The organism is Ectothiorhodospiraceae bacterium 2226 (assembly GCA_013348725.1).
GTDB lineage: Bacteria > Pseudomonadota > Gammaproteobacteria.
This window is the reverse complement of the sequence record CP054689.1, coordinates 704,704-726,912: the sequence shown is the minus strand read 5'-3', so window position 1 is coordinate 726,912 and position 22,209 is coordinate 704,704. Positions and strand designations below refer to the sequence as shown.

Sequence of the window (22,209 nt, the reverse complement as noted above, 5' to 3'; positions counted from 1 at the left end):
TTACTCCTGGTCGTTATGCCTCAGGCGAGGCGTTTGCGCTCGTTGGATGGGGCGATGGCCATGCCTTCCCGGTACTTGGCCACCGTGCGTCGCGCCACGTTGATGCCCTGCTCGGCGAGGATCTTGGCGATCTGGCTGTCGCTCAGCGGCTTACGCGGGTTCTCGGCGGCCACCAGCTTCTTGATCAGGGCGCGAATCGCGGTGGCGGAGCACTCGCCGCCGGACGCGGTGCTGACGTGGCTGGAGAAGAAGTACTTCAACTCGAACACGCCGCGGGGGGTGCGCATGTATTTCTTGGTGGTCACCCGCGAGATGGTGGACTCGTGCATGCCGACCTCCTGCGCCACATCGGCCAGCACCAGCGCTTGCATCGCCTCCTCGCCATGCTGCAGGAAGGCGCGCTGGCGCTCCACGATGCAGGTGGCGACCTTGAGCAGGGTCTCGTTGCGGCTCTGCAGGCTCTTGATGAACCAGCGCGCCTCCTGCAGCTGGGTCTTGAGGTAGCTTGCGTCCTGGCCGCTGGCCTCGCGCGCCATGCCGGCGTAGTAGCTGTTGATGCGCACACGCGGCGCGGCCTCGGCGTTGAGCTCGACGCGCCAGGCGTCGCGGTCGCGCGTCACGATGACGTCGGGGATGATGTAGTCCGTTTCCTCGCTGGCGACCTGTCCGCCCGGACGCGGGTTGAGGGTGCGGATCAGGCCGAGTACCCGCTGCAGCGCCTCCTCGTCGAGCTTCATGCGCCGCATGAGCTGGTTGTAGTCGCGCCCGGCGAGCAGCTGGAAGTGGTGCTCGAGCAGATGCAGCGCCTGCGCGCGCACCGTCTCGGGGGCCTCGCCCTCGCCCTGGCGCAGCTGAATGAGCAGGCTCTCGCGCAGGTCGCGCGCGCCGACGCCGGCGGGGTCGAAGTTCTGGATCTGGTGCAGGACCGCCACGACCTCGTCCAACTCGATCTCGAGTCCGTCGTCCACCAGCCCCTGGTGGATATCCTCGAGCTGGGCGCCCAAGTACCCGTCTTCGTCGATGCTGTCGATCAGCGTGCTGGCGATCACCTGGTCGGTCTCGCTGAACGGCGTGAACCCCAGCTGCCAGAGCAAGTGGTCGCGCAGGCTTTCGCTCGTGCCGCGGCGCGCGGCCAGGTCGCCGTTATCGTCGTCGGGTGGCGGGCCGCTGCTCACTGCCGGCTCGTAGATGTCGTCCCAGGCGCTGTCCACCGGCAGCTCTTCGGGCAATTGCGCCACGTGATCGAGGTCCAGTTCCCTGTCTGCGGTGGAGGAGGCCGTGCCGTTCAGCTCCTCCTGCGACGCTTCGCGCTCGCCGCCTTCTTCGGCCCCCTCGTCGAGCTCCAGCATCAGGTTGGACTCCAGCGCCTGCTGCACCTCGAGCTGCAGGTCCACGGTCGCCAGTTGCAGCAGGCGGATGGCCTGCTGCAGCTGGGGAGTCATGGTGAGCTGTTGACCGAGCTTAAGTTGTAGGGACTGTCTCATTGTTCACGTCGCACGCCTGGCGAAAGCCACCGCGCAGCTGTCCGAAAAAACGCCGCGACGCCGATCGCGGGCGTCCTCACAGGCGAAACTCCTCGCCTAGGTAGACCTTTCTTACCTGTTGATCGTTCAGTAAATCCTCCGGCGTGCCGGTGGCGATGACGCGTCCTTCGCTCATGATGTACCCGCGCTCGCAAATGCGTAAGGTTTCTCGCACATTATGGTCGGTGATCAGGATCCCGATGCCGCGCTCGCGCAGGTGGCGAATGATACCTTGAATATCCAGGACCGAAAGGGGGTCCACCCCCGCGAACGGCTCGTCCAGCAGTATGAAACGCGGCTCCATCGCGAGCGCCCGCGCGATCTCCACGCGCCGCCGCTCGCCGCCCGACAGGCTCATGCCGCGGCTGTCGCGGATATGGCCGATGTGTAACTCCTCGAGCAGCGCCTCCAGCATTTGGGCACGCCGCTCGGGTGGGACGTCGCGCCGCGTCTCAAGAATAGCTTGGACGTTCTGCGCCACGCTGAGCTTGCGGAACACCGAGGCTTCCTGTGGAAGATAGCCTACGCCGAGCTGCGCGCGCTTGTGCATGGGCGCGTCGGTGATGTCCTGCCCATCGAGGGTGATGGAGCCGCGATCGGCCGGGATGAGTCCCACGATCATGTAGAACGAGGTCGTCTTGCCGGCCCCGTTGGGACCGAGCAGGCCGACGATCTCGCCCTCGCTGACGTGCACCGAGACGTCCCGCACCACATCGCGTCCCTGATAGCGCTTGGCCAGGCCTTGCGCGGTGAGGCGGACCGGCGAACGGCTCATTGGTCGGCGTCGCCCGCCTGACGGGGATGCAGCACGGCACGCACGGGCTCGCGACCCTCGCCGCTGGCGCGCACCACGGCGTCCTGGCTGTCGTACTCGATGCGGTGACCGGTGACCGTGTCCTCGCCCTGGCGTAGCTGCGCGTCCCCGAGCAGCACCACCACGCCTTCGCGCGCCCGGTACTCCACGCTCGCCGCCTCGGCATGCAGCGCCGGTTGGTCGGGCGGATTCTCCTGAAAACGCGCCGGTGCTCCGCGGGCGACCATGCGGATCACCTCGCGCCCCTCGCTCTCCACGCGCACCTCGTCCGCCTCGATGCGCAGGGTGGCCTGCGTGAGGACCACGTTGCCCTGGTAGGTACTCACGCCGGCGCGCTCGTCCAGCGTGACCTGGTCCGCCTGCAGGTGGATCGGGGCGTCACGCGCCGGTGATTGCGCGAGGGCCGGCGCGACGCCCAATGCTAGGGCGAGGCCGAGGACCCCGAGTGTCGGGCGGCTAGGGTGCGGCATGGTAAACCCCCCGAACCTCGTGCAACAGCTCCAGCCGTCCGGACTCGAGGTCGGCGCGCATGCCCACCGCCTGCACGCGCTCCTCACCACGGCGCATGTCCAGCGCCTCGTCCGTAGCGGCCAGGCGAGCCCTGGGCTGCAGCACCACCTCGTGCGTCTCCAGGTCCACCGCCGGTTCCTGGTCGAAGGCCGCGCGGTGCAGGGTCACCCGCCCGTGCAGATAGACCCGATCCTCGTCCTCCAGCACCCAACCGCGTTCGGCACGCAGGTGCCACGGCGCCCCGTGCTCCCGATACACCAGTACCGAAGGCTGGGTGAGGTCCAGGGCGTTCTGCGCGCGATAATGTGCCATGTGCTCCGCCTCCAGGCGGTAGTCCGCGCGCCCGCTGGCGTCGAGGCTTACCGCCGAAAAATTCTCCACCGTGTAGGCCGGCCCCTCGGGCCCGTCCCGCGGTCCCGTCGGCGCGGGCCCCCGCTGGTCGAACCACAGCCACAGCCCGGTCAGCAGTGCGCCGGCGGCGACCACCCCGAGCAGTAGGAGGCGACGGCTCACAGGTACTGACCGAGCTGCGCCTCCCAGGTCCCCTGCGCCTGCATGAGCAGCTCGCACACATCGCGCGCCGCGCCGCGCCCGCCGGGGGAAGGCGTGATCCAGTGCGCGTGGTTCTTCACCTCGGGATGGGCGTCCTGCACGGCCACGGCCAAACCCGCATGGCGCAGCACCGGAATGTCCATTACGTCGTCGCCCACGTAGGCCACCGCGTCCGCGGTGTAACCGGTCGCCGCCAGCAGGTGCTCGAAGGCGGGCAGCTTGTCCAGGCGCCCCTGGTAGACGTGGCGCACACCGAGGCCCTCCATGCGCAGCTTGACCACGTTGGAGCTGCGTCCGGTGATGATGCCGATCTCCACCCCGCTGGCCTGCAGCAGCTTCATGCCGTGGCCGTCGCGCGAGTAGAAGGCCTTGTACTCCTGGCCGTCGTCGCCCAGAAACAGACTGCCGTCGGTGAGGACGCCGTCGACGTCGAAGACCACGAGCTTGATCTGCGCCGCCTTGGCGTGGATGTCCTGCATGACCTCGTTCCTCGTTGATCGCCGCGGCCCCGATGCGTCCGCGGCGTACTTGTGGTTCTTTCGCCCGCGGCGCGGGTGGTTAAACGACCCCGGCGCGCAGCAGGTCGTGCATGTTGAGCGCGCCCACCAGGGCGCCCGTGTCGTCGACCACGGGCAGCGCGTTCACGCGTTGCTGCTCCATGATGCGCAGCGCCTCGGCCGCCAGCCGGTCCGGACCGATGGTGCGGCAGCCGCGGGTCATCACCTCGCTGATGGGCAGCGCACGCAGGTCGACCGAGCCGTGGTCGAGCAGGCGGCGCAGGTCGCCGTCGGTGAAGATGCCGCTCAGCGCGCCCTGCGCGTCGACCACCGTGGTCATGCCGAGTCCCTTGCGGGTCATCTCCAGCAGGGCCGCGCTCACGCTCTCCTCCGCCGCGATGCGCGGCACCTGATCGCCGGTGTGCATGATCTCGCTGACGTGCAGCAGCAGGCGCCGGCCGAGGCGCCCGCCCGGATGCGAGCGGGCGAAGTCGTCGGCGGTGAAGCCGCGCGCCTGCAGCAGCGAAACGGCGAGGGCGTCGCCCATCACCAACGTGGCGGTGGTGCTGGAGGTCGGCGCGAGGCCGAGCGGACAGGCCTCGCGCTCCACGCTGATGTCCAGGTGCACGCTGGCTTGGCGGGCCAGGCGCGAACGCGGATTGCCGGTCATGGCCACCAGCGGCACGCCCAGGCGCTTGATGAGCGGGACGATGAGCAGGATTTCCTCGGTTTCACCCGAATTGGACAGGGCGAGCACCACGTCCTTGGCGGTGATCATGCCGAGGTCGCCGTGACTCGCTTCGCCGGGATGCACGAAAAAGGCGGGACTGCCGGTGCTGGCGAGGGTGGCGGCGATCTTGCCGCCGATGTGGCCGGACTTGCCCATGCCCAGCACCACGATCCGGCCCTCGCAGGCCAGCATGAGGCGGCAGGCCTCGCTGAAGTTGCCGTCGATGCGCCCCGCCAGGGCCGACACGGTGGCGGCCTCGGTGTCGATGACGGCAAGGGCGAGCGCGCGAAAATCGGGTTCGTTCATGCTCATTGGGGTGGGGCTGGCGGCGTGGGCCGCGAGTATATCAGACACCGGCGGGTCTCCCGACTAGCGTTCGGGGTAGCCGAGCTCGCGCAGCCGCGCAGCCAGTGCCGCCCGGTCCAGCTGCTCGCCCTGCACCCGCACGGCGCCCTCGACGGTCGCCTTGACCTCCTGCACGCCCGGCACCTCGCGCAGACCTTCGGTGACGGTCGCCACACAGCCGCCGCACTTGATGTTCTGGACGCTGAACTCTTCGGTTTGCATAGCCCACTCCTTGTAACGTTCGTCGTTCATCCAACCACGCGGGCGGTCCCGCTTCAACTCTGGTACAGCACGCCGACGTAGACCCCGTAGGCCGCAAACAGCAGCGCGCCTTCCAGGCGGTTGATGCGCCCCTGACGACGGAAGCCGAAGGCCATCGCGAACAGCGCCAGCGTGAAGCCGGCCATGACGGCGAAATCCCTGGTCAGGACTTGGGGGTCGAGGGTGTGCGGCGCAAGGGCGCCCGCGATCCCGAGCACGGCCAGCAGGTTGAACATATTGGAACCGAGCACGTTACCGATGGCGATGTCATGTTCGCCCTTGAGCGCGCCCACCAGCGAAGCGGCCAGCTCCGGGAGACTGGTGCCGATCGCCACCACCGTCAGGCCGATCACCAGATCGCTGACCCCCAGCGCCTCGGCGATTCCCACCGCGCCCCACACCAGCATGCGTGAGCTGACCAGCAGCAGCGCGAGACCGAGCGCCAGCCATAGCAGGGCGCGCGCCAGCGGCATCGGCGGCGGCAGCTCCTGTTCGTACTCGCCGGCCATGGGGTCGGCCGCCTCGCGCAGGCCCAGGCTCACCATCCAATAGGCCACCCACCCCATGCCGGCCAGCAGCACGAGGCCGTTCCAGCGCGCCATCTCGCCGTCCAGCAGCAACAGCAGCACCACCAGCATGATCGCCAGCAAGATGGGGAATTCGCGGCGCAGGGTCTCCGAGCGTACGGCCAAGGGGGTTACCAGTGCGGTCAGGCCGAGCACCAGTCCCACGTTGGTGATGTTGGAGCCCAGCGCGTTCCCCACCGCGATGCCCGGGCTGCCCTGCCAGGCCGCGACGGCGGAGACCAGCATCTCCGGCGCGGAGGTGCCGAAGCCGACCACGGTCAGCCCGATCACCAGCGGCGAGACCCCGAGCGTGCGCGCCAGTGCCGAAGCCCCGGTGACGAAGCGGTCCGCGCCCCACAGCAGCAGTGCGAAACCGACCCCGATCGCGGCGATGTACGCCAGCATGGCGGTCAGAGTGCGGGCAGGGGCGCGGCGTCGGGCGCGCCGTCCGGCTCGGCCGGGGGCCAGGCCGGGTCATCCGGCCAGCCGTTCGGCTCGTCCCCGGGCCAGCCGGCCGGGTCGTCGGGCCAGGGGGCATCGTCCCACTCGAATGCCTCCTCGGGCGGCTCCCCGTCGTACACCAGGCTCAGGCGCCGCTGCAGGTAGGCATCGCGCAGGAAGGCGTAGCGGTCCAGCGCCATCTCCTCCAGGATGCGCGAGGCGCCGAGCAGCTCGGCGCGGGTGTCCACCCCGCGGATGCCGGCCGCCGAGTAGCGCACCACGCGTGGGTCGGCGTAATACACCGGATCGAGCGTCCAGGCATCCACGCCCACACCGATGCCGTCGCGCACCGTGCTCGGGCCGAGCACCGGCAGCATCAAATAGGGGCCGGGCGGCACCCCCCAGTAGCCCAGGGTCTGGCCGAAGTCCTCGTTGTTCTTCTCGATGCCCATCTCGCTCGCGATGTCGATCAAGCCGAACAGGCCGAAGGTCGAGTTGACCATGATGCGCACGAAATCGTTGGTGGCCTGCTCGCCCTTCAGTTGCAGCACGTTGTTGGCGAAGATCACCACATCGCCCAAGTTGCCGAAGAAGTTGGATACCGCGCTGCGTGCGGGCGAGGGCACCACGCGCACGTATTGCTCGGCCAGCGGCTGCACCACTGTACTGTCCAGCGTATCGTTGAACTGGAACACGGCGCGGTTGTAGCGCTCGAACGGGTCGCGCGGGTCGCGTTCGGCGGCCGGCGGCGTGCTGGCGCAGCCGCTTGCGAGCAGCAGTACGATCAGGCCGAGCAGCCCGCGGTGGGCAAAAGCCATGCAACCGTTCCTCTTTCCAGGGTCCGTTGGGCGCCGCAGTGTACAGATGTGTCGCGCACGGCGCCTCCCCGCGCTAGGCGCGGGGCCGGTCGAACAAGCGCTGCAGGCACTCGTAGGTGGTGACGCGCCCCGTCCAACCGAGCTCGCGCTCGGCACGGCGCGTGTCCAGCACCAGCGAGTGACGCAGGCCGGCGCTCCACGCCGGCTCGCCGCAGGCGGGGGTGAAGCGCCACGCCAGTTGATGGGCGGCCCGCATCAGCCCCAGCGGCACGGGTATCGGCAGGCGGTGCAGCAGCCGCTGCATGTCGCGAAACGACAGCTCCGGGCCGGCCGCCAGATTGTAGGCGCCGCACACGGGGCGCGTGAGCGCGAGGTGTACGGCCTCGGCCACGTCATCCTCCCAGACGCATTGGGTGAGCGGCTGCGGGTCGGCCAGGATGGGGTAGCAGGGCTGGCGCAGCAGCAGACGCAGCAGCGCAAGGGCGTTGGGCCCCAGAATCACGTGCGGGCGCAGGCGCACCAGGCGCGGGCTGTCGCGCCGCTGCTCGTAGGTATCCAGCCATTGTTCCACCGCCGCCTTGTCCTCCGCATAGGCGAAGCCGGGCAGGGGGCGCAGCGGGGCGTCCTCGGCCAGGCGCGGCGGCTGGTCGGCCCAGGCGCCGTACACCGCCGCGCTGGAGAGGTGCACCAGGGTGCCGACGCCGTGGGCGCGAGCCAGCGCAGCGACGTTCTGGGTGCCGCCCACATTGATGGCGCGGGCCTCCTCGCGGCGGCCGCGCGCGGGCAGCAACACGAAGGCCATGTGCACCACGGCGTCGACCCCCGCCATCAAGCGGGCGAGCTCGGGTGCGCGCACGTCCAGCGCGTGCTCGCGCAGCTTGGGGTGGCGCAGGCCGCCGGGGCGCCGGTCCACGCCCACCAGGCGCGTGATCTCGGGGGCGGCCAGCAGGCGGGCGAGCACCACGCGTGCGAGGTGCCCGCCGCTGCCGGTGACCAGCACCTTCATGGCGGGGCGGCGCCGAGGTGGGGCATCACCTCGCTGGCCAGCACCGCCATCGACTCCTGCACCACCTCGGTGGGCAGAGCGCCGGCGCCCACCGCGCACAGCACGTGGTCGACGCCCGCGCGCGCCAGCGCCTCGAAGCGCTTGCGGCAGTGGGCGGGATCGCCGACCACCGCCATGCCCAGCGTCTCCAGCACGGTGAGGTTCACCGCCTTGCCGAGCAGGCTGCGCAGATGGCCCATCTTGCGGTAGTACTCGTAGCTCTCGTAGAGCTGCTCGAGCACCGGATAGGTCTGCCCGAGCAGTTGGCGGTAGAACCAGGTGAGCCCCGGCGCGGCGAGTTCGCGCGCGCGCGCGCCGTCCTCCAGGCACAGCACGCCCAGGGTCATGCCGACGCGCGGGTTCTGGTGCGGGGACGGCGCGCCCGCGCCGTGGTGCTCCCGCCAGGCGCGGCGGTAGCGCTTGATGTCCTCCTTGACCATGAACCACGGCTTGAAGGGGCCGACCAACGCGCCGATCCCGAGGCGCGCGGCCATCTCGAAGCTGTCCGGACTCACCGCCGCGGTCCAGATCGGCGGGTGCGGGTGTTGCACCACTTTGGGGAGCACCTCCACGCCGTCGAGCTGGAAGTGGCGCCCCCGGTAGTGCAGCGGCTCGCCGCTGAAGGACTGTTGGATGATCTCCAGCGCCTCCTGCGTGACGCTGCGGCTGTCGGCCATGGCCACCCCGAATGCGGCGTACTCGGCGGGCGAGAAGCCGCGCCCGAAGCCGAACTCCACGCGCCCGCCGCTCAGTACGTCCAGCGTGGCCAGCCGCTCGGCGGTGCGCACCGGATGCGCGTAGGGCAGCGGAATGATGGCGTGGCCGAGGCGCAGGTGCCGGGTGCGCTGACTGGCGGCGGCGAGGAACAGGTCGGGCGAGGAGCTGTGCGAATACTCGCGCATGAAGTGGTGCTCGACCAGCCAGGCGGTGCTGAAGCCGTGCCGCTCGGCGGCCTCCAGCTCGTTCAGGGTCTGCGCGTAGACGTCCCGTTCGCTGCGGCCGCCGAAGGGGGGCACGGAAAGCTCGTAGAATACGTCGAAGCGCATGCATAGACTCCTGGAGGCTGTCGGAAGGGCGTCGGCCGCGGCTATTATCCCACAGCCCCGCTATCCCACAGCGCCGCGGTTGGTGCGGGCGGGATGCGCGGCGTGTGAAGCGAGCGAGGAGAGGGTAGTGGACGGGCAGCGGCTGTGTTGGGGGGCGTGGGATTGGCGTCATGCGTCGTGGCAGGGGCGCTACTACCCGGACGATCTACCTCAGGACTGGCGCCTGGCGTACTACGCCAACGACTTCGCCTGCCTGGGCGTGCCGCTCGATGCTTGGTATCCCGACGCGGTGGCGGGTGCGCAGGTCTTGCGCGAGGCGGCGGTGGCCGGGTTTCGCTGTGTGGTGGAGGCGCCGCCCGGCCTGGAGGCGGCGGGGCCGGCGCGGGAGGCGCTGCGCGCGCTGGCCGATGGCCTCGGCGAGCACCTGGCGGCGGTGCTGGTGCCGGTCGAGCACACCCACGGGCCGGCTCGCCGCGCCGCGCTCGATTGGGCCGGCACGCTGGCGCCCGCCTTGGCGGCGGCCCCGGTCGATGGGCTGCCCGGCGTGTGGCGTCCGGAGGCGCCGTGCGAGGCGGTCGGGGCAGTGCTGGTCGCGCGGGTGCCGATCGCGGCGCTGCCCGACCTGGCGACCGTGCGCGGTGTGGTGGAGCAGGTGCTGGCGGCGGCGGGCGAGCGGCCCGCCGTGTTGCTGGTGGAGGAGGCCCCGGCCGCGGCCGGGCAGGCCCCCGCCACCGAGCGCCTGCGCGAACTCGGCATCATCGCCCAATTGCTAGGTGTGACTTGACCTTGCGCGGCGCGTCGCCGAGACTGGCTGCCGCGCTGACTTCATAAGGAAGGTCTGCATCAATCCTTCTAGATTTCTCAGGCTACGCAAAGCGAGTGGTGCGGCTGTCGCTTTACTTCGTGATCAACGGCTTGCAGCCTCGATCACGGCGGCACATCCCTGTGCCGTCGGTCGCTCTGAAGTGTTCGGAGCGATTCCGAACGAGACCTACGGTCCGCGCACCGAATAACAACGATTCCAAGGAGCCGGCATGGCAGGCGCACAGGCGCCGCTGGTCGAGATTCGCGGGCTGCGCTTTGCACGCGGCGCACGCGGGATCTTCGACGGCGTCGATATCGATATCCCGCGCGGCAAGGTGACCGCGATCATGGGGCCGAGCGGCACCGGCAAGACGACTTTGCTGCGCCTGATCGGCGGGCAGCTTCGCCCCGACGCCGGTACCGTGCGCGTGGACGGGCAGGAGGTGCCGCGCCTGCGCCACCGCGCGCTGTTCGAGCTGCGCAAGCGCATGGGCATGCTGTTCCAGAACGGCGCACTGCTGACCGACCTGAACGTGTTCGAGAACGTCGCCTTCCCCATTCGCGAGCACACGCGCCTGCCCGAAGATCTGATCCGCGACTTGGTGCTGATCAAGCTCGAGGCGGTGGGGCTGCGCGGGGCGCGGAACCTCATGGCCAACGAGCTCTCCGGCGGTATGGCACGCCGCGTCGCGCTGGCGCGCGCGATCGCCCTGGACCCGATGATGATTATGTACGACGAGCCCTTCACCGGGCAGGACCCGATCTCCATGGGCGTGCTGGTGCAGCTGATCCGGCGCCTGAACGATGCGCTCGGCATGACCAGCATCGTGGTCTCGCACGACGTCGCCGAGGCGGCCAGCATTGCCGATTACATCTATCTCATCTCCGCCGGCAAGGTCGTCGGGCATGGCACGCCCCAGGCGCTGCGTGAGTCCGACTCGCCCTGGGCGCAGCAGTTCCTGCAGGGGCTGCCGGACGGCCCGGTGCCGTTCCACTATCCGGCCGCGCCGCTGGAGAGCGATCTGCTGGCGGGCGGCGAGCGCCCCGAGGTGCACTGAGCCATGCTGAGCGCATTGCAGGCACTCGGCCGCTTCGGCCTGACCTACTTCCAGCGCCTCGGCCGCGCCACCATGCTGCTGTTCGAGGTGCTGGTGCGCATCCCGGGCGCGCTGCCACGCTTCTCGCTGGTGGTACAGCAAGTATTCAGCGTCGGCGTGCTGTCGTTGGTCATCATCCTGGTGTCCGGCCTGTTCGTGGGCATGGTGCTGGGGCTGCAGGGCTACAACACCCTGGTGAACTTCGGCGCCGCCGAGTCGCTGGGCGTGATGGTCGCGCTGTCGTTGGTGCGCGAACTCGGGCCGGTGGTCACCGCGCTGCTGTTCGCGGGGCGCGCCGGCTCGGCGCTGACCGCCGAGATCGGCCTGATGAAGGCGACCGAGCAGCTCTCGGGCATGGAGATGATGGCGGTGGACCCGCTCAAGCGGGTGTTGGCGCCGCGCTTCGTGGCCGTGTTCCTCGCCGTGCCGTTGCTCGCCGCCCTGTTCAGCGCCATCGGCGTGTTGGGCGGCTGGTTCGTGGGGGTAGGCATGCTGGGCGTCGACCACGGCGCCTACTGGTCGCAGATGCAGGCCAGTGTCGATCTGTACGACGACATCCTGAACGGCGTAATCAAGAGCGTCGCGTTCGGTTTCGTGCTGGCTTGGATCGCCCTGTTCGAGGGCATCGACGCCGTGCCGACCTCCGAGGGCGTCAGCCGCGCCACCACGCGCACGGTGGTGCATTCGGCCCTGGCGGTCCTGGCGCTCGACTTCGTATTGACCGCCCTGATGTTTGGAGACTATTGAGATGAGGCAGTCGCGAGCGGTGGAAATTGCGGTGGGCGTGTTCGTCGCCCTGGGGCTGGCGGCATTGCTGATGCTCGCCCTGCGGGTCGCCAACATTACCGCCTATGTGAACGACGACGGCTACCACGTGAGCGCGAGCTTCGCCAGCGTGGCCGGGCTGCGCGAGCGCGCCCCGGTGACGGTGGCCGGCGTGCGGGTGGGGCGCGTCACCGCGATCGAGTTCGACCCGCGCACCTTCGAGGCCGTGGTGACCATGCGCATTGGGGAGCGCTACAAGCTGCCGGAGGACACCCTCGCCAGCGTCTACACCGCCGGCCTGCTGGGCGAGAAGTACATCGCGCTCGAGCCCGGCGGTGCGGACGAGGACTTGGCCGACGGCGGGCGCATCCAGCTGACCCAGTCGGCGGTGGTGCTTGAGCAGTTGATCGGCCAGTTCATCTTCAATCGGCCCGACGGCGATGGCGGCGGCGCGGGCGAGGCCGATCCCTTTGGCGACGACGGGCTGCCGCCGGGCTGGGCCCCGTGACCCAGCCGGCGCGCATCGAGGCGCTCGGCGAGGGGCGTTTCCGTGTGACGGGAGCGCTCGCCTTCGACACCGTGCCCGCCTTGCTGCAGGCCAGCGAGCCGGTGCTGAGCGGCGCCGGACCCTGGCGTATCGACTTGGCCGGCGTGGCGCAGGCCGACAGCGCCGGGCTGGCGCTGCTGTTGCGCTGGATGCGCCGTGCGGCCGCGGCCGGCACCCGCGCGCGGTACGAGAACATGCCCCCCCAGATGCGTGCCATCGCCGCGGCGAGCGGCCTCGAGGAACTTCTGGGCGAGGCCTGACGGCGCGCATCGTCCTCCGGGCCGCCAGCACCGGTCCTCCAGCGCCCGTTATGTCGTCTGGCGCGCAGTCTGCAACCGCGGCGCCATCCGCCGCTTACATCGATCCAGCGCGATCGGTTATCCTAAGCGGTCTTGCCAGTTCTAGAGAGTCAGGCATGCAGCCCAACGAGATCAAACAGCTTATCGAGCAGGGCCTGGACGGCGCCCAGGCGTATGTGTCCGGCGACGGCAGCCACTTCGACGCGGTCGTCGTGGGCGAGATGTTTCGCGACAAATCGCTGTTGCAGAAGCAGCGCTTGGTGAATGCCACCGTCAACGACCGCATCACCAGCGGCGAACTGCACGCGCTCAGCATCAAGTGCTACACCCCCGAGGAGTGGGCGCAGGCCGGCAAGCCGGGCGCCTGAATGACGGGGCGGACCGCTCGCGCGTGCGCCCGCTAGGATCTCGATGGACAAACTCATAATCACCGGCGGGGCCCCGCTGCGGGGCGAAATCCGCATCTCGGGCGCCAAGAATGCCGCCCTGCCGATACTGGCCGGCACTTTGCTGGCCGACGGCTGGTCGACCATCTGCAACGTGCCCCACCTGCACGACATCACCACGACCATGGAGCTGCTCGGTCGCATGGGCGTGGATCTGGTGGTGGACGAGCGCCTCAACGTGGAGGTGAACACCGCCTCCATCAAGGAGTTTTACGCGCCCTACGAGCTGGTGAAGACCATGCGCGCCTCCATTCTGGTGTTGGGGCCGCTGCTGGCGCGCTTCGGCCGGGCCGAGGTGTCACTGCCGGGCGGGTGTGCGATCGGCTCGCGCCCGGTCAACCTGCACATCGACGGGTTGCGCGCCATGGGTGCCGACATCCGCGTGGAGAACGGCTACATCCGTGCCACGGCCGGCCGGTTGCGCGGCGCCAAGCTGGTGATGGAACTGGTGTCGGTGACCGGCACCGAAAACCTGATGATGGCCGCCGCGCTCGCCAAGGGCACCACGGTCATCGAGAACGCGGCGCGCGAGCCGGAGGTGGTGGACCTCGCCAACTTCCTGAACGCGATGGGCGCGCGTGTGGAGGGCGCCGGCACCAGCATGCTGACCATCGAGGGGGTCGAGCGTCTCGAAGGGGTGCGTTACAACGTGCTGCCCGACCGCATCGAGACCGGCACCTACCTCGCCGCGGCGGCGATCACCGGCGGCTCGGTCAAGCTCAAGGACACCCAGCCCGATCTATTGGACGCGGTGCTGGCCAAGCTGCGCGACGCCGGCGCCCAGATCGAGACCGGTCCGGACTGGATTTCGCTCGACATGGGGGGCCGGCGCCCGCGGGCGGTGGACGTGCACACCTCGCCGTATCCGGCGTTCCCCACCGACATGCAGGCGCAGTTCTGCGCCCTGAACGCCGTCGCCGAGGGGTCCTCGGTGATCACCGAGACGGTGTTCGAGAACCGCTTCATGCACGTGCAGGAGCTGCAGCGCATGGGTGCCGACATCCGCCTCGAGGGCAACAACGCCATTTGCAAGGGCGTGCCGCGGCTGACCGCGGCGCCGGTGATGGCGACGGACCTGCGCGCCTCCGCGAGCCTGGTGCTGGCCGGCTTGGTGGCGGAGGGGTCCACTACGGTGGAGCGCATCTACCACATCGACCGCGGCTACGAGTGCATCGAAGAGAAGCTCGCGCAGCTCGGCGCCAGTATCCGGCGGGTGCCGGGATGAGCGCGCGCGACGCCCAGCTCACCATCGCGTTGTCCAAGGGGCGCATCTTCAAGGAGACGCTGCCCCTGCTGGCCGCGGCGGGTATCGAACCGGTCGACGACCCGGAGACCAGTCGCAAGCTGATCCTGGATACCAACCGTCCGGACGTGAAGCTGGTCATCATCCGTGCGTCCGACGTGCCGACCTACGTGCAGTACGGCGCGGCGGACGTGGGTGTGGCGGGCAAGGACGTGTTGATGGAGCACGAGGGCGACGGGCTGTACGAGCCGGTGGACCTCGACATCGCACGCTGCAAACTGATGGTGGCGGGCTTTCCCGACGCGTCGCCGCCCCTCGGCCGGCCGCGCATCGCGACCAAGTACGTCACCTCCACGCGGCGCTACTTCGCACAACAGGGTGTGCAGGTGGAGATCATCAAGCTGTACGGCTCCATGGAGCTTGCCCCGATCGTGGGGCTGGCCGACCGCATCGTGGACGTGGTGGACACCGGCAATACGCTGCGCGCCAACGGGCTGGTGCCGCTGGAGCACATCGCCGACATCAGCTCGCGCCTGATCGTGAACAAGGCCTCGATGAAGATGAAGCACGCCACGGTGAAGGCGCTGATCGGGCATCTGGAGGCGGCGGTGGCGCAGCGGCGCGCCGCGCGTGCAAGCAATGAGGGCAAGCCATGATCGAGATCACCCGGCTGGATACCCGCGCCGACGATTTCTGGCCCAAGCTGGACGCCTTGTTGGCCTGGGAGAGCGTGAGCGATCCGCAGGTGGAGGCCACCGTGCGCGAGGTGTTGCGCGAGGTGCGCCGCCGCGGCGACGCCGCGCTGCTCGACTATACCCGGCGCTTCGACCGCTACGAGGTGACCGAGGCCGCGCAGCTCGAGATCCCGGCCGAGCGGCTGACGGCGGCGCTGGCGCAGATCCCGGCGGCGCAGCGCGAGGCGCTGGAGCTGGCCGCCGAGCGCCTGCGCGCCTATCACGTGCACCAGAAGCAGGAGTCCTGGTCGTACACCGAGGACGACGGCACGCTGCTCGGGCAGCAGGTGACGCCGCTCGACCGGGTGGGGCTGTACGTGCCGGGCGGCAAGGCCGCCTATCCCTCCTCGGTGCTGATGAACGCCATTCCGGCCAAGGTCGCCGGGGTGCGCGAGCTCATCATGGTGGTGCCGACCCCGGACGGCGCGGTGAACGAGTTGGTGCTGGCCGCCGCGGCGGTGGCCGGCGTCGATCGGGTGTTCGCGGTGGGCGGGGCGCAGGCGGTGGCGGCGCTCGCCTACGGCACGGAGACGGTGCCGCGGGTGGACAAGGTCGTCGGTCCGGGCAACATCTATGTGGCGACTGCCAAGGGCATGGTGTTCGGCACCGTCGGCATCGACATGATCGCCGGCCCTTCGGAGATTCTGATCGTGTGTGATGGCGGCACCGATCCCGAATGGATCGCCATGGACCTGTTTTCGCAGGCTGAGCACGACGAGGACGCGCAGGCCATTCTGGTGTCGCCCGACGCGGACTTCCTGGAGCGCGTCGCCGAGGCCATGGCGCGCCTGCTGCCGACACTCGAGCGCGAGAGCATTGCTCGCGCCTCGCTGGCGGCGCGCGGTGCGCTGGTGCAGGTGCGCGACCTCGACGAGGCCGTGGCGGTGGTCAACCACGTCGCCCCCGAACATCTGGAGCTGTCGGTCACCGAGCCGCAGGCGATGGCCGCCCGCGTGCGCCACGCCGGCGCCATCTTCATGGGGCGTTATACAGCCGAGGCGGTGGGCGATTATTGCGCGGGCCCCAACCACGTGCTGCCGACCTCGCGCACGGCGCGTTTCAGTTCGCCGCTCGGCGTGTACGACTTCCAGAAGCGTTCCAGCCTGATCCAGTGCTCGCCGGCGGGTGCCGCCGCGCTCGGACGGGTCGCCTCGGTGTTGGCGCGCGGGGAGGGGCTCACCGCGCACGCGCGCTCGGCCGAGCTGCGCGTGGAGGCGGGCGAGGGCGGTGATGAAGCCTGACGTCGCCCGCTGGGTGCGGCCCGAGATCCGGGCGCTGTCCGCCTACCACGTCCCGCCCGCACAGGGCCTTGTTAAGCTGGATGCGATGGAGAATCCCTACGGCTGGCCGCCCGAGGTCGTGGACGCGTGGTTGGAGCGCCTGCGCGCCGTGCCGCTCAATCGCTACCCCGATCCCGCCGGCGGCGCGCTGAAGGAGGCGTTGCGCGGGGTCATGGCTGTACCGGCCGACATGGCCTTGATGCTCGGCAACGGCTCCGACGAACTGATCCAGATCATCGCGCAGGCGGTGAGCGGCCCCGAGCGGGTGTTGCTCAGCCCCGAGCCGGGCTTCGTGATGTACCGCATGATCGCGAGCTTCACCGGCATGCGCTATGTCGGCGTGCCGTTGGCCGCCGACTTCGCGCTGGACCGCGCGGCGATGCTGGCGGCCATCGAGGAGCACCGTCCTGCCGTCATTTTTCTCGCCTACCCGAACAATCCCACCGGCAATCTGTTTGCGCGCGCCGACGTGGAGGCAGTGTTGGACGCCGCCCCCGGCCTGGTGGTGCTCGACGAGGCCTACCACGCCTTCGCCGACGACAGCTTCATGGGCGATCTGGGTCGCTGGCCGAACCTGCTGGTGATGCGCACCTTGTCCAAGGTCGCCTTGGCGGGGCTGCGCCTGGGATTGCTGGCGGGGCCGCCGGCTTGGCTCGAGGAGTTCGACAAGCTGCGCCTGCCCTACAACGTCAATAGTCTCACGCAGGCAAGCGCGCTGTTCGCGCTGGAGCAGTGGCCCATGCTGGAGCAACAGGCGGCCGCCATCGTGCGTGAGCGGGCCGCGCTGCTGGAGGGGCTGGCGCGCCTGCCGGGCGTCCAGGTCTATCCCAGTCGCGCGAACTTCGTGTTGTTCCGGGTGCCGCCGGGGCGGGCCGACGCGGTGTTCCAGGGGCTGCTGCAGCGCAAGGTGCTGATCAAGAACCTGGCGGGGGCCGGCGGGGTGCTGGCCGACTGCCTGCGCGTGACGGTGGGGACGCCCGAGGAGAACCGCTGTTTCCTCGATGGGCTCAAGGAGGTCCTGGCGGCGTAGCGGCGCGCGGCGGGCACTCGCCGGATAAGAAAAGGCCGCGCACCGCGCGGCCTTTTCTTTAAGCGAGCAGGGTGACCGCCGTCAGCCGGGCTGCTGTGGACGCCGTTGCACCGTGCTCTGGAATGCGATGGGTTTGCCGGCGCGCACACCGTGCAGTTGCAGCGTCTCACCGGGCCGCGCCGCGGTAATGGCCTCCAAGGCCTCGGCCACATCGCGAATCGCCTGCTCCTCGATGCGCACGATGACGTCGCCCGGTTGCAGTCCGGCCCGCTCCGCCGGCCCGCCGCGCAACACGCCGGCCACCACGATCCCGCGCGCCTCGTCCAGGCCGAAAGATTCGGCGAGTTCCGGCGTCACGTCCTGGATCTCGATGCCCAGCCAGCCGCGCGTCACCGAACCGTGTTCCAGGATCTCGCTCAGCACCGTCTTGGCGAGATCGACCGGGATGGCGAAGCCGATGCCCTGCGAGCCGCCGGTACGTGAGAAGATCGCGGTGTTGATGCCGAGCAACTCGCCTTGCGCGTTGACCAGCGCGCCGCCCGAGTTGCCTGGGTTGATGGCCGCGTCGGTCTGGATGAAGTTCTCGAAGGTGCTGAGGCCGAGTCGCGTGCGTCCGGTCGCACTGACGATGCCGGAGGTGACGGTCTGCCCCACGCCGAACGGGTTGCCGATCGCCAGCACCACGTCGCCTACATGGATGCCCGACGAGCGGCCGAGGATGATGCTCGGCAGCTCACTGCCGTTGATCTTGAGCACCGCCAGGTCGGTCTCCGGATCCGAGCCGATCACCGCGGCGCTGAAGGACTGCCCGTCCTGCAGCGCGATCGTGATGTCCTCGGCGCCGTCGATCACGTGGAAGTTGGTGAGGATATAGCCCTGGTGGTTGACGATCACGCCCGAACCGAGACTGGTTTCCTGCTGCGGGCGGGGATTGCCGCGCTGTTCATCCTCGAAGAAGCGGCGCAGGGCCGGGTCCTCGAACATCGGCGGCAGCTGACGGACCACGGCCTTTTCGGTGTGGATATTCACCACCGCGGGCGCCGCGGCGGCCACGGCCCGGGCATAGCTCGGCGGGGCGCCGGCTTCCGCCACCTGTTGCATATCCGTCGCGCGCGCGGGGGCCTCGCGGAACTCGACCACCGTCGGCTGGCCGAGGTCGGCCCGCAACACCAGCGCCAAGGCGCCCAGGGCAATGCCCAGGGTGGCGACGTGCAGCAAAAAGCCGGGAATTCTTCGTAAGCGCATAGTGGGATTTATACTCGCGACGAGACATGCGTCCCAAAGAAATAGTAAACCATGGAGGTGCCTTTGACATGGTAGAGTTACGCACGCTGACCGACTACCTGGCGCGCCTGTTGGCCGTCGAGCGCTTCCAGGACTACGCGCCCAACGGCCTGCAGGTCGAGGGGCGCGGAGAGGTGCAACGGGTGGTCAGCGGAGTCACCGCCAGTCTCGCGCTGATCGAGGCCGCGGTGGAGGCGCAGGCGGATGCGGTGTTGGTCCATCACGGCTATTTCTGGCGTGGCGAGGACCCGCGTGTGGTCGGCATGAAGCGGCGGCGCCTGCAGCGCCTGCTCGCTAACGACATGAGTCTGCTCGCCTATCACCTACCCCTCGATGCTCATCCCCAATTGGGCAACAACGCTCAGCTCGCGTCGCGGCTCGGCCTGGTAAATGCACAACCGCTCGACGGGCGCGACGGGACTGCGCTGGTCTGGCGCGGTGAGTTGGAAGCCCCGATCGAAGGGCAACTCGTTGCCGAGCGGATCGCCCAGGCGCTCGGACGTGTGCCGCTGCACGTCGCGGGACGCGCCGGCCCGGTGCAGCGGGTGGCGCTGTGCACCGGCGGAGCGCAAGGCTATATCGAGGAGGCGGTGGCGGCGGGGGTGGATGCGTACATTACGGGCGAAGTGTCCGAGCAGACGGTCCATGTGGCGCGCGAGGAGGGCATCGATTTCTTCGCCGCCGGGCATCACGCCACCGAACGCTATGGGGTGCAGGCGCTGGGGAGGCACCTGGCCGAGCACTTTGGCATCGAGCACCGCTTCATCGACGTCGAAAATCCGGCGTAGTCGCCGCCTTCTGCGTCCAACTTGACCTCAAAAGGGTAACTGTACGAAACTACCGCCCAGTTTTGGGCGCGACCCTTAGAATATTCTGAATCTCTAACGCGCCCCTTCCCGGATTTTTAGCATCCTAGCGACTTTCGCGCAGCCTTTGGGAGAGCAGTAATGAGCAAAGAAGGCGTAGACGTAAGGCGGCGCCGGTTCCTTACTGCGGCCACCACAGTGGTGGGCGCCGTCGGGGTCGGTTACGTTGCCGTGCCTTTCATCGTGTCCATGCAGCCCAGCGCCCGGGCGCAGGCGGCCGGTGCCCCGGTCGAAGTGGACGTGGGCAAACTGACCCCCGGCCAGATGATGACCGTCGAGTGGCGCGGGCGGCCGGTGTGGATCGTGCACCGCACCGAGCGCAACCTCGACGACCTGCCGCAGCTGAGCGAGCGCATGCGTGACCCCGAGTCGCAGAACGAAGACCAGCAGCCGGCCTACGCGCAGAACGTCACCCGTTCCATCCGCCCCGAGTACCTGGTCGTGATCGGTATCTGCACCCACCTGGGCTGCGCGCCGACCTACCGCCCCGACATTGGCCCCGCCGATCTCGGCGCCGATTGGCGCGGCGGGTTCTTCTGCCCCTGCCACGGTTCGCGCTTCGATCTGGCCGGCCGCGTTTATCAGAACGTCCCCGCGCCCACCAACCTCGAGGTGCCGCCGCATCGTTACCTGTCCGACACGTTGCTCGTGATCGGTGAAGACGAGGAAGGAGCCGCCTAATGGAAAAATACAATAGTGGCCTGCTCGGCTGGCTGGATGCGCGTTTCCCCGTCTCCAAGATGTGGAACGAGCACCTGGCGCAGTACTACGCACCCAAGAACTTCAACTTCTGGTATTACTTCGGCTCGCTGGCGATGCTTATTCTGGTTCTCCAGATCGTCACCGGCATCTTCCTCACCATGCACTACAAGCCCGACGCGGCCCTCGCGTTCGGGTCCGTCGAGTACATCATGCGCGACGTGCCGTGGGGCTGGCTGATCCGCTACATGCATGCGGTGGGCGCCTCGGCGTTCTTCGTGGTGGTGTATCTGCACATGTTCCGCGGCATGATGTACGGCTCGTACAAGCATCCGCGCGAATTGGTGTGGATCTTCGGCATGCTGATCTACCTCGTCCTGATGGCCGAGGCCTTCATGGGCTACCTGCTGCCCTGGGGCCAGATGTCCTACTGGGGCGCGCAGGTGATCATCTCGCTGTTCGGTGCCATTCCCTATGTGGGTGAGCCGCTGGCCCTGTGGGTGCGCGGTGACTACGTGGTGTCCGACGCGACGCTGAACCGCTTCTTCGCCTTCCATGTGATCGCGCTGCCGCTGGTGCTGCTCGCGCTGATCGTCGCGCACATCATCGCGCTGCACGAGGTGGGGTCGAACAACCCCGACGGCGTGGAGATCAAGGCGCACAAGGACGAGAACGGCATTCCGCGCGACGGCATCCCGTTCCACCCGTACTACAGCGTCAAGGACATCGTCGGCGTCGGCGTGTTCCTGATTGTGTTCGCGGTGGTGGTGTTCTTCTTCCCGGACGGTGGCGGTTGGATTCTCGAGCGCGACAACTTCGTGCCCGCCGACCCGCTGGTGACGCCGGAGCACATCGTGCCGCTGTGGTACTTCACCCCGTACTACGCGATCCTGCGTGCGGTGCCGGACAAGTTCTGGGGCGTGGTGGCCATGGGCGCGGCGATCGCGGTGCTGTTCGTGCTGCCGTGGCTGGACCGTAACCCGGTGCGCTCCATCCGCTACCGCGGTTGGCAGTTCAAGTGGGCGCTCGCCATCTTCGTGGTCAGCTTCCTGGTGCTGGGCTTCCTCGGTACGCAGCCGGCGACCCCGACCTACACGCTGTTCGCGCAGATCTTCAGCGTCCTGTACTTCGCGTTCTTCCTGTTCATGCCGATCTACACCCGCATGGAGAAGAACAAGCCCGTTCCGGAGAGGGTGACCCAATGAAGAAATTCGTCATCGCCTTGATCCTGGCGGTCCTCCCCGGATGGGCCGCCGCCGCGGGACCTGCCGTCCCGCTGGACCGCGCCAACGTCAATCTGGAGGACACGGCCTCCCTGCAGCGCGGGGCACGCCTGTTCGTGAACTACTGCCTGTCGTGTCACTCGGCCAACTACATGCGTTACAACCGCATGGGTGAGGACCTTGCGCTCACCGAAAGCCAGGTGACCGAGAACCTGATGTTCACGACCGAGCGCATCGGCGACACCATGAGCGTGGCCATGCCGCGCGCTGAGGCGGCCGAGTGGTTCGGCAAGGCGCCGCCCGACCTCAGCGTGATCGCCCGCGCGCGCGGGGCCGATTGGCTGTACACCTTCCTGCGTACCTTCTACGTGGACGAGGACCGGCCCTTCGGCGTCAACAACGCGGCCTTCCCTGATGTCGGCATGCCGCACGTGCTTTGGGAACTCGAGGGCCTGAAAGCACCGGTCTATCGCACCGAGACCGATGCGAATGGCGATGAGGCCCAGGTCCTGGAAGGCTACCAGATGGCGCGCCGCGGATCGCTCACGCCTGCCGAATACGACGTGGCGGTCAACGACCTGGTAAACTTCATGGTCTACATGGGTGAACCGATGGCCCTCGACCGCCAGCGCTTGGGTCTGTGGGTGCTGCTGTTCCTGGCGATCTTTACGGTGCTCGCCTACGCTCTCAAGAAAGAGTACTGGAAGGATGTGCACTAACGCGGATTGAACCCGCAAGCCGCGG

The 22,209-nt window shown here is 68.6% G+C and carries 26 protein-coding genes; 14 read left to right on the top strand and 12 right to left on the bottom strand.

All coding sequences use genetic code 11. The features are described from left to right. Positions 1-20: 20 nt before the first annotated feature. The 11 genes from HUS23_03360 to HUS23_03310 form a co-directional block, all read right to left on the bottom strand. Positions 21-1,484 carry an RNA polymerase factor sigma-54 gene (locus HUS23_03360; GenBank protein QKT02913.1) on the bottom strand — a complete coding sequence of 488 codons (1,464 nt, stop codon included), beginning with the start codon at positions 1,482-1,484 and terminating at the stop codon, positions 21-23. 76 nt (positions 1,485-1,560) lie between these two features. Further along, positions 1,561-2,298, bottom strand: a complete 738-nt coding sequence (gene lptB, locus HUS23_03355; GenBank protein QKT02912.1) for an LPS export ABC transporter ATP-binding protein — start codon at positions 2,296-2,298, stop codon at positions 1,561-1,563. Then, on the bottom strand, positions 2,295-2,807 hold the full coding sequence (lptA, locus tag HUS23_03350) for a lipopolysaccharide transport periplasmic protein LptA (GenBank protein ID QKT02911.1): 513 nt from the start codon (positions 2,805-2,807) through the stop codon (positions 2,295-2,297). Before lptA ends, lptB begins: the two co-directional genes overlap by 4 nt. Next, the gene (gene lptC, locus HUS23_03345) at positions 2,794-3,360 is read right to left on the bottom strand and encodes an LPS export ABC transporter periplasmic protein LptC (GenBank protein QKT02910.1); all 567 of its coding nucleotides are present in this window, start codon (positions 3,358-3,360) and stop codon (positions 2,794-2,796) included. Before lptC ends, lptA begins: the two co-directional genes overlap by 14 nt. Continuing rightward, complete coding sequence (gene kdsC / locus HUS23_03340; protein ID QKT02909.1) at positions 3,357-3,878, bottom strand: 3-deoxy-manno-octulosonate-8-phosphatase KdsC; 522 nt, start codon at positions 3,876-3,878, stop codon at positions 3,357-3,359. Before kdsC ends, lptC begins: the two co-directional genes overlap by 4 nt. Before the next feature lie 79 nt (positions 3,879-3,957). After that, positions 3,958-4,938: a KpsF/GutQ family sugar-phosphate isomerase gene (locus tag HUS23_03335; protein QKT04951.1), complete on the bottom strand. Its 981-nt coding sequence runs from the start codon at positions 4,936-4,938 to the stop codon at positions 3,958-3,960. Between the two features lie 57 nt (positions 4,939-4,995). Next, positions 4,996-5,193, bottom strand: a complete 198-nt coding sequence (locus tag HUS23_03330; GenBank protein QKT02908.1) for a heavy-metal-associated domain-containing protein — start codon at positions 5,191-5,193, stop codon at positions 4,996-4,998. Positions 5,194-5,246: 53 nt separating this feature from the next. After that, the gene (locus tag HUS23_03325; GenBank protein ID QKT02907.1) at positions 5,247-6,203 is read right to left on the bottom strand and encodes a calcium/sodium antiporter; all 957 of its coding nucleotides are present in this window, start codon (positions 6,201-6,203) and stop codon (positions 5,247-5,249) included. Positions 6,204-6,208: 5 nt separating this feature from the next. Next, on the bottom strand, positions 6,209-7,057 hold the full coding sequence (locus tag HUS23_03320) for a VacJ family lipoprotein (GenBank protein QKT02906.1): 849 nt from the start codon (positions 7,055-7,057) through the stop codon (positions 6,209-6,211). A 73-nt stretch (positions 7,058-7,130) separates the two neighbouring features. After that, positions 7,131-8,063: an NAD-dependent epimerase/dehydratase family protein gene (locus HUS23_03315; protein ID QKT02905.1), complete on the bottom strand. Its 933-nt coding sequence runs from the start codon at positions 8,061-8,063 to the stop codon at positions 7,131-7,133. Further along, positions 8,060-9,148, bottom strand: coding sequence for an LLM class flavin-dependent oxidoreductase (locus HUS23_03310; protein ID QKT02904.1), 1,089 nt, complete (start codon positions 9,146-9,148; stop codon positions 8,060-8,062). The genes HUS23_03315 and HUS23_03310 overlap by 4 nt, the downstream gene beginning before the upstream one ends. A gap of 127 nt (positions 9,149-9,275) precedes the next feature. Here HUS23_03310 and HUS23_03305 point away from each other — a divergent pair, with 127 nt between their 5' ends. The 10 genes from HUS23_03305 to HUS23_03260 all read left to right on the top strand — a co-directional run bounded on the left by HUS23_03305 (position 9,276) and on the right by HUS23_03260 (position 17,393). After that, positions 9,276-9,932, top strand: a complete 657-nt coding sequence (locus tag HUS23_03305; protein QKT02903.1) for a hypothetical protein — start codon at positions 9,276-9,278, stop codon at positions 9,930-9,932. A 250-nt stretch (positions 9,933-10,182) separates the two neighbouring features. Next, positions 10,183-11,010: an ATP-binding cassette domain-containing protein gene (locus tag HUS23_03300; protein ID QKT02902.1), complete on the top strand. Its 828-nt coding sequence runs from the start codon at positions 10,183-10,185 to the stop codon at positions 11,008-11,010. 3 nt (positions 11,011-11,013) lie between these two features. Continuing rightward, positions 11,014-11,796 (top strand): lipid asymmetry maintenance ABC transporter permease subunit MlaE, encoded by a 783-nt coding sequence (mlaE, locus tag HUS23_03295; protein QKT02901.1) that lies wholly within the window; start codon positions 11,014-11,016, stop codon positions 11,794-11,796. A gap of 1 nt (position 11,797) precedes the next feature. Next, a complete protein-coding gene (gene mlaD, locus HUS23_03290; GenBank protein ID QKT02900.1) occupies positions 11,798-12,322 on the top strand; it encodes an outer membrane lipid asymmetry maintenance protein MlaD in 525 nt (174 codons plus the stop codon). 14 nt (positions 12,323-12,336) lie between these two features. Then, positions 12,337-12,621 (top strand): STAS domain-containing protein, encoded by a 285-nt coding sequence (locus HUS23_03285; GenBank protein QKT04950.1) that lies wholly within the window; start codon positions 12,337-12,339, stop codon positions 12,619-12,621. Between the two features lie 155 nt (positions 12,622-12,776). After that, positions 12,777-13,028, top strand: coding sequence for a BolA family transcriptional regulator (locus HUS23_03280; protein ID QKT02899.1), 252 nt, complete (start codon positions 12,777-12,779; stop codon positions 13,026-13,028). A gap of 43 nt (positions 13,029-13,071) precedes the next feature. Then, positions 13,072-14,331, top strand: a complete 1,260-nt coding sequence (gene murA, locus HUS23_03275; protein QKT02898.1) for a UDP-N-acetylglucosamine 1-carboxyvinyltransferase — start codon at positions 13,072-13,074, stop codon at positions 14,329-14,331. Continuing rightward, complete coding sequence (locus HUS23_03270; protein QKT02897.1) at positions 14,328-15,005, top strand: ATP phosphoribosyltransferase; 678 nt, start codon at positions 14,328-14,330, stop codon at positions 15,003-15,005. The genes murA and HUS23_03270 overlap by 4 nt, the downstream gene beginning before the upstream one ends. Next, positions 15,002-16,324 (top strand): histidinol dehydrogenase, encoded by a 1,323-nt coding sequence (gene hisD / locus HUS23_03265; GenBank protein QKT02896.1) that lies wholly within the window; start codon positions 15,002-15,004, stop codon positions 16,322-16,324. Before HUS23_03270 ends, hisD begins: the two co-directional genes overlap by 4 nt. Continuing rightward, on the top strand, positions 16,311-17,393 hold the full coding sequence (locus HUS23_03260; GenBank protein QKT02895.1) for a histidinol-phosphate transaminase: 1,083 nt from the start codon (positions 16,311-16,313) through the stop codon (positions 17,391-17,393). Before hisD ends, HUS23_03260 begins: the two co-directional genes overlap by 14 nt. 81 nt (positions 17,394-17,474) lie before the next feature. Here the strand turns inward: HUS23_03260 and HUS23_03255 are convergent, their stop codons facing one another. Continuing rightward, a complete protein-coding gene (locus HUS23_03255) occupies positions 17,475-18,638 on the bottom strand; it encodes a Do family serine endopeptidase (protein ID QKT02894.1) in 1,164 nt (387 codons plus the stop codon). Between the two features lie 68 nt (positions 18,639-18,706). Between HUS23_03255 and HUS23_03250 the strand changes: the two genes are divergently transcribed. The 4 genes from HUS23_03250 (at position 18,707) to HUS23_03235 (ending at position 22,184) form a co-directional block, all read left to right on the top strand. Next, positions 18,707-19,465: a Nif3-like dinuclear metal center hexameric protein gene (locus HUS23_03250; GenBank protein ID QKT02893.1), complete on the top strand. Its 759-nt coding sequence runs from the start codon at positions 18,707-18,709 to the stop codon at positions 19,463-19,465. A 159-nt stretch (positions 19,466-19,624) separates the two neighbouring features. Continuing rightward, positions 19,625-20,224, top strand: a complete 600-nt coding sequence (gene petA / locus HUS23_03245; GenBank protein QKT02892.1) for a ubiquinol-cytochrome c reductase iron-sulfur subunit — start codon at positions 19,625-19,627, stop codon at positions 20,222-20,224. Continuing rightward, positions 20,224-21,447 (top strand): cytochrome b N-terminal domain-containing protein, encoded by a 1,224-nt coding sequence (locus tag HUS23_03240; GenBank protein ID QKT02891.1) that lies wholly within the window; start codon positions 20,224-20,226, stop codon positions 21,445-21,447. Before petA ends, HUS23_03240 begins: the two co-directional genes overlap by 1 nt. Further along, positions 21,444-22,184 (top strand): cytochrome c1, encoded by a 741-nt coding sequence (locus tag HUS23_03235; GenBank protein QKT02890.1) that lies wholly within the window; start codon positions 21,444-21,446, stop codon positions 22,182-22,184. Before HUS23_03240 ends, HUS23_03235 begins: the two co-directional genes overlap by 4 nt. The last annotated feature ends 25 nt before the right edge of the window (positions 22,185-22,209 follow it).

Excerpts from the sequence above, each read along its gene's own strand:
- HUS23_03330 (QKT02908.1), bottom strand. The coding sequence starts at position 5,193 with ATGCAAACCGAAGAGTTCAGCGTCCAGAACATCAAGTGCGGCGGCTGT.
- HUS23_03270 (QKT02897.1), top strand. The coding sequence starts at position 14,328 with ATGAGCGCGCGCGACGCCCAGCTCACCATCGCGTTGTCCAAGGGGCGC.
- murA (QKT02898.1), top strand. The coding sequence starts at position 13,072 with ATGGACAAACTCATAATCACCGGCGGGGCCCCGCTGCGGGGCGAAATC.
- HUS23_03360 (QKT02913.1), bottom strand. The coding sequence starts at position 1,484 with ATGAGACAGTCCCTACAACTTAAGCTCGGTCAACAGCTCACCATGACT.
- HUS23_03315 (QKT02905.1), bottom strand. The coding sequence starts at position 8,063 with ATGAAGGTGCTGGTCACCGGCAGCGGCGGGCACCTCGCACGCGTGGTG.
- kdsC (QKT02909.1), bottom strand. The coding sequence starts at position 3,878 with ATGCAGGACATCCACGCCAAGGCGGCGCAGATCAAGCTCGTGGTCTTC.
- mlaD (QKT02900.1), top strand. The coding sequence starts at position 11,798 with ATGAGGCAGTCGCGAGCGGTGGAAATTGCGGTGGGCGTGTTCGTCGCC.
- HUS23_03300 (QKT02902.1), top strand. The coding sequence starts at position 10,183 with ATGGCAGGCGCACAGGCGCCGCTGGTCGAGATTCGCGGGCTGCGCTTT.
- HUS23_03325 (QKT02907.1), bottom strand. The coding sequence starts at position 6,203 with ATGCTGGCGTACATCGCCGCGATCGGGGTCGGTTTCGCACTGCTGCTG.
- mlaE (QKT02901.1), top strand. The coding sequence starts at position 11,014 with ATGCTGAGCGCATTGCAGGCACTCGGCCGCTTCGGCCTGACCTACTTC.
- HUS23_03310 (QKT02904.1), bottom strand. The coding sequence starts at position 9,148 with ATGCGCTTCGACGTATTCTACGAGCTTTCCGTGCCCCCCTTCGGCGGC.
- lptB (QKT02912.1), bottom strand. The coding sequence starts at position 2,298 with ATGAGCCGTTCGCCGGTCCGCCTCACCGCGCAAGGCCTGGCCAAGCGC.
- petA (QKT02892.1), top strand. The coding sequence starts at position 19,625 with ATGAGCAAAGAAGGCGTAGACGTAAGGCGGCGCCGGTTCCTTACTGCG.
- hisD (QKT02896.1), top strand. The coding sequence starts at position 15,002 with ATGATCGAGATCACCCGGCTGGATACCCGCGCCGACGATTTCTGGCCC.
- HUS23_03280 (QKT02899.1), top strand. The coding sequence starts at position 12,777 with ATGCAGCCCAACGAGATCAAACAGCTTATCGAGCAGGGCCTGGACGGC.
- HUS23_03255 (QKT02894.1), bottom strand. The coding sequence starts at position 18,638 with ATGCGCTTACGAAGAATTCCCGGCTTTTTGCTGCACGTCGCCACCCTG.
- HUS23_03320 (QKT02906.1), bottom strand. The coding sequence starts at position 7,057 with ATGGCTTTTGCCCACCGCGGGCTGCTCGGCCTGATCGTACTGCTGCTC.
- HUS23_03335 (QKT04951.1), bottom strand. The coding sequence starts at position 4,938 with ATGAGCATGAACGAACCCGATTTTCGCGCGCTCGCCCTTGCCGTCATC.
- HUS23_03235 (QKT02890.1), top strand. The coding sequence starts at position 21,444 with ATGAAGAAATTCGTCATCGCCTTGATCCTGGCGGTCCTCCCCGGATGG.
- HUS23_03250 (QKT02893.1), top strand. The coding sequence starts at position 18,707 with ATGGTAGAGTTACGCACGCTGACCGACTACCTGGCGCGCCTGTTGGCC.
- lptA (QKT02911.1), bottom strand. The coding sequence starts at position 2,807 with ATGCCGCACCCTAGCCGCCCGACACTCGGGGTCCTCGGCCTCGCCCTA.
- HUS23_03240 (QKT02891.1), top strand. The coding sequence starts at position 20,224 with ATGGAAAAATACAATAGTGGCCTGCTCGGCTGGCTGGATGCGCGTTTC.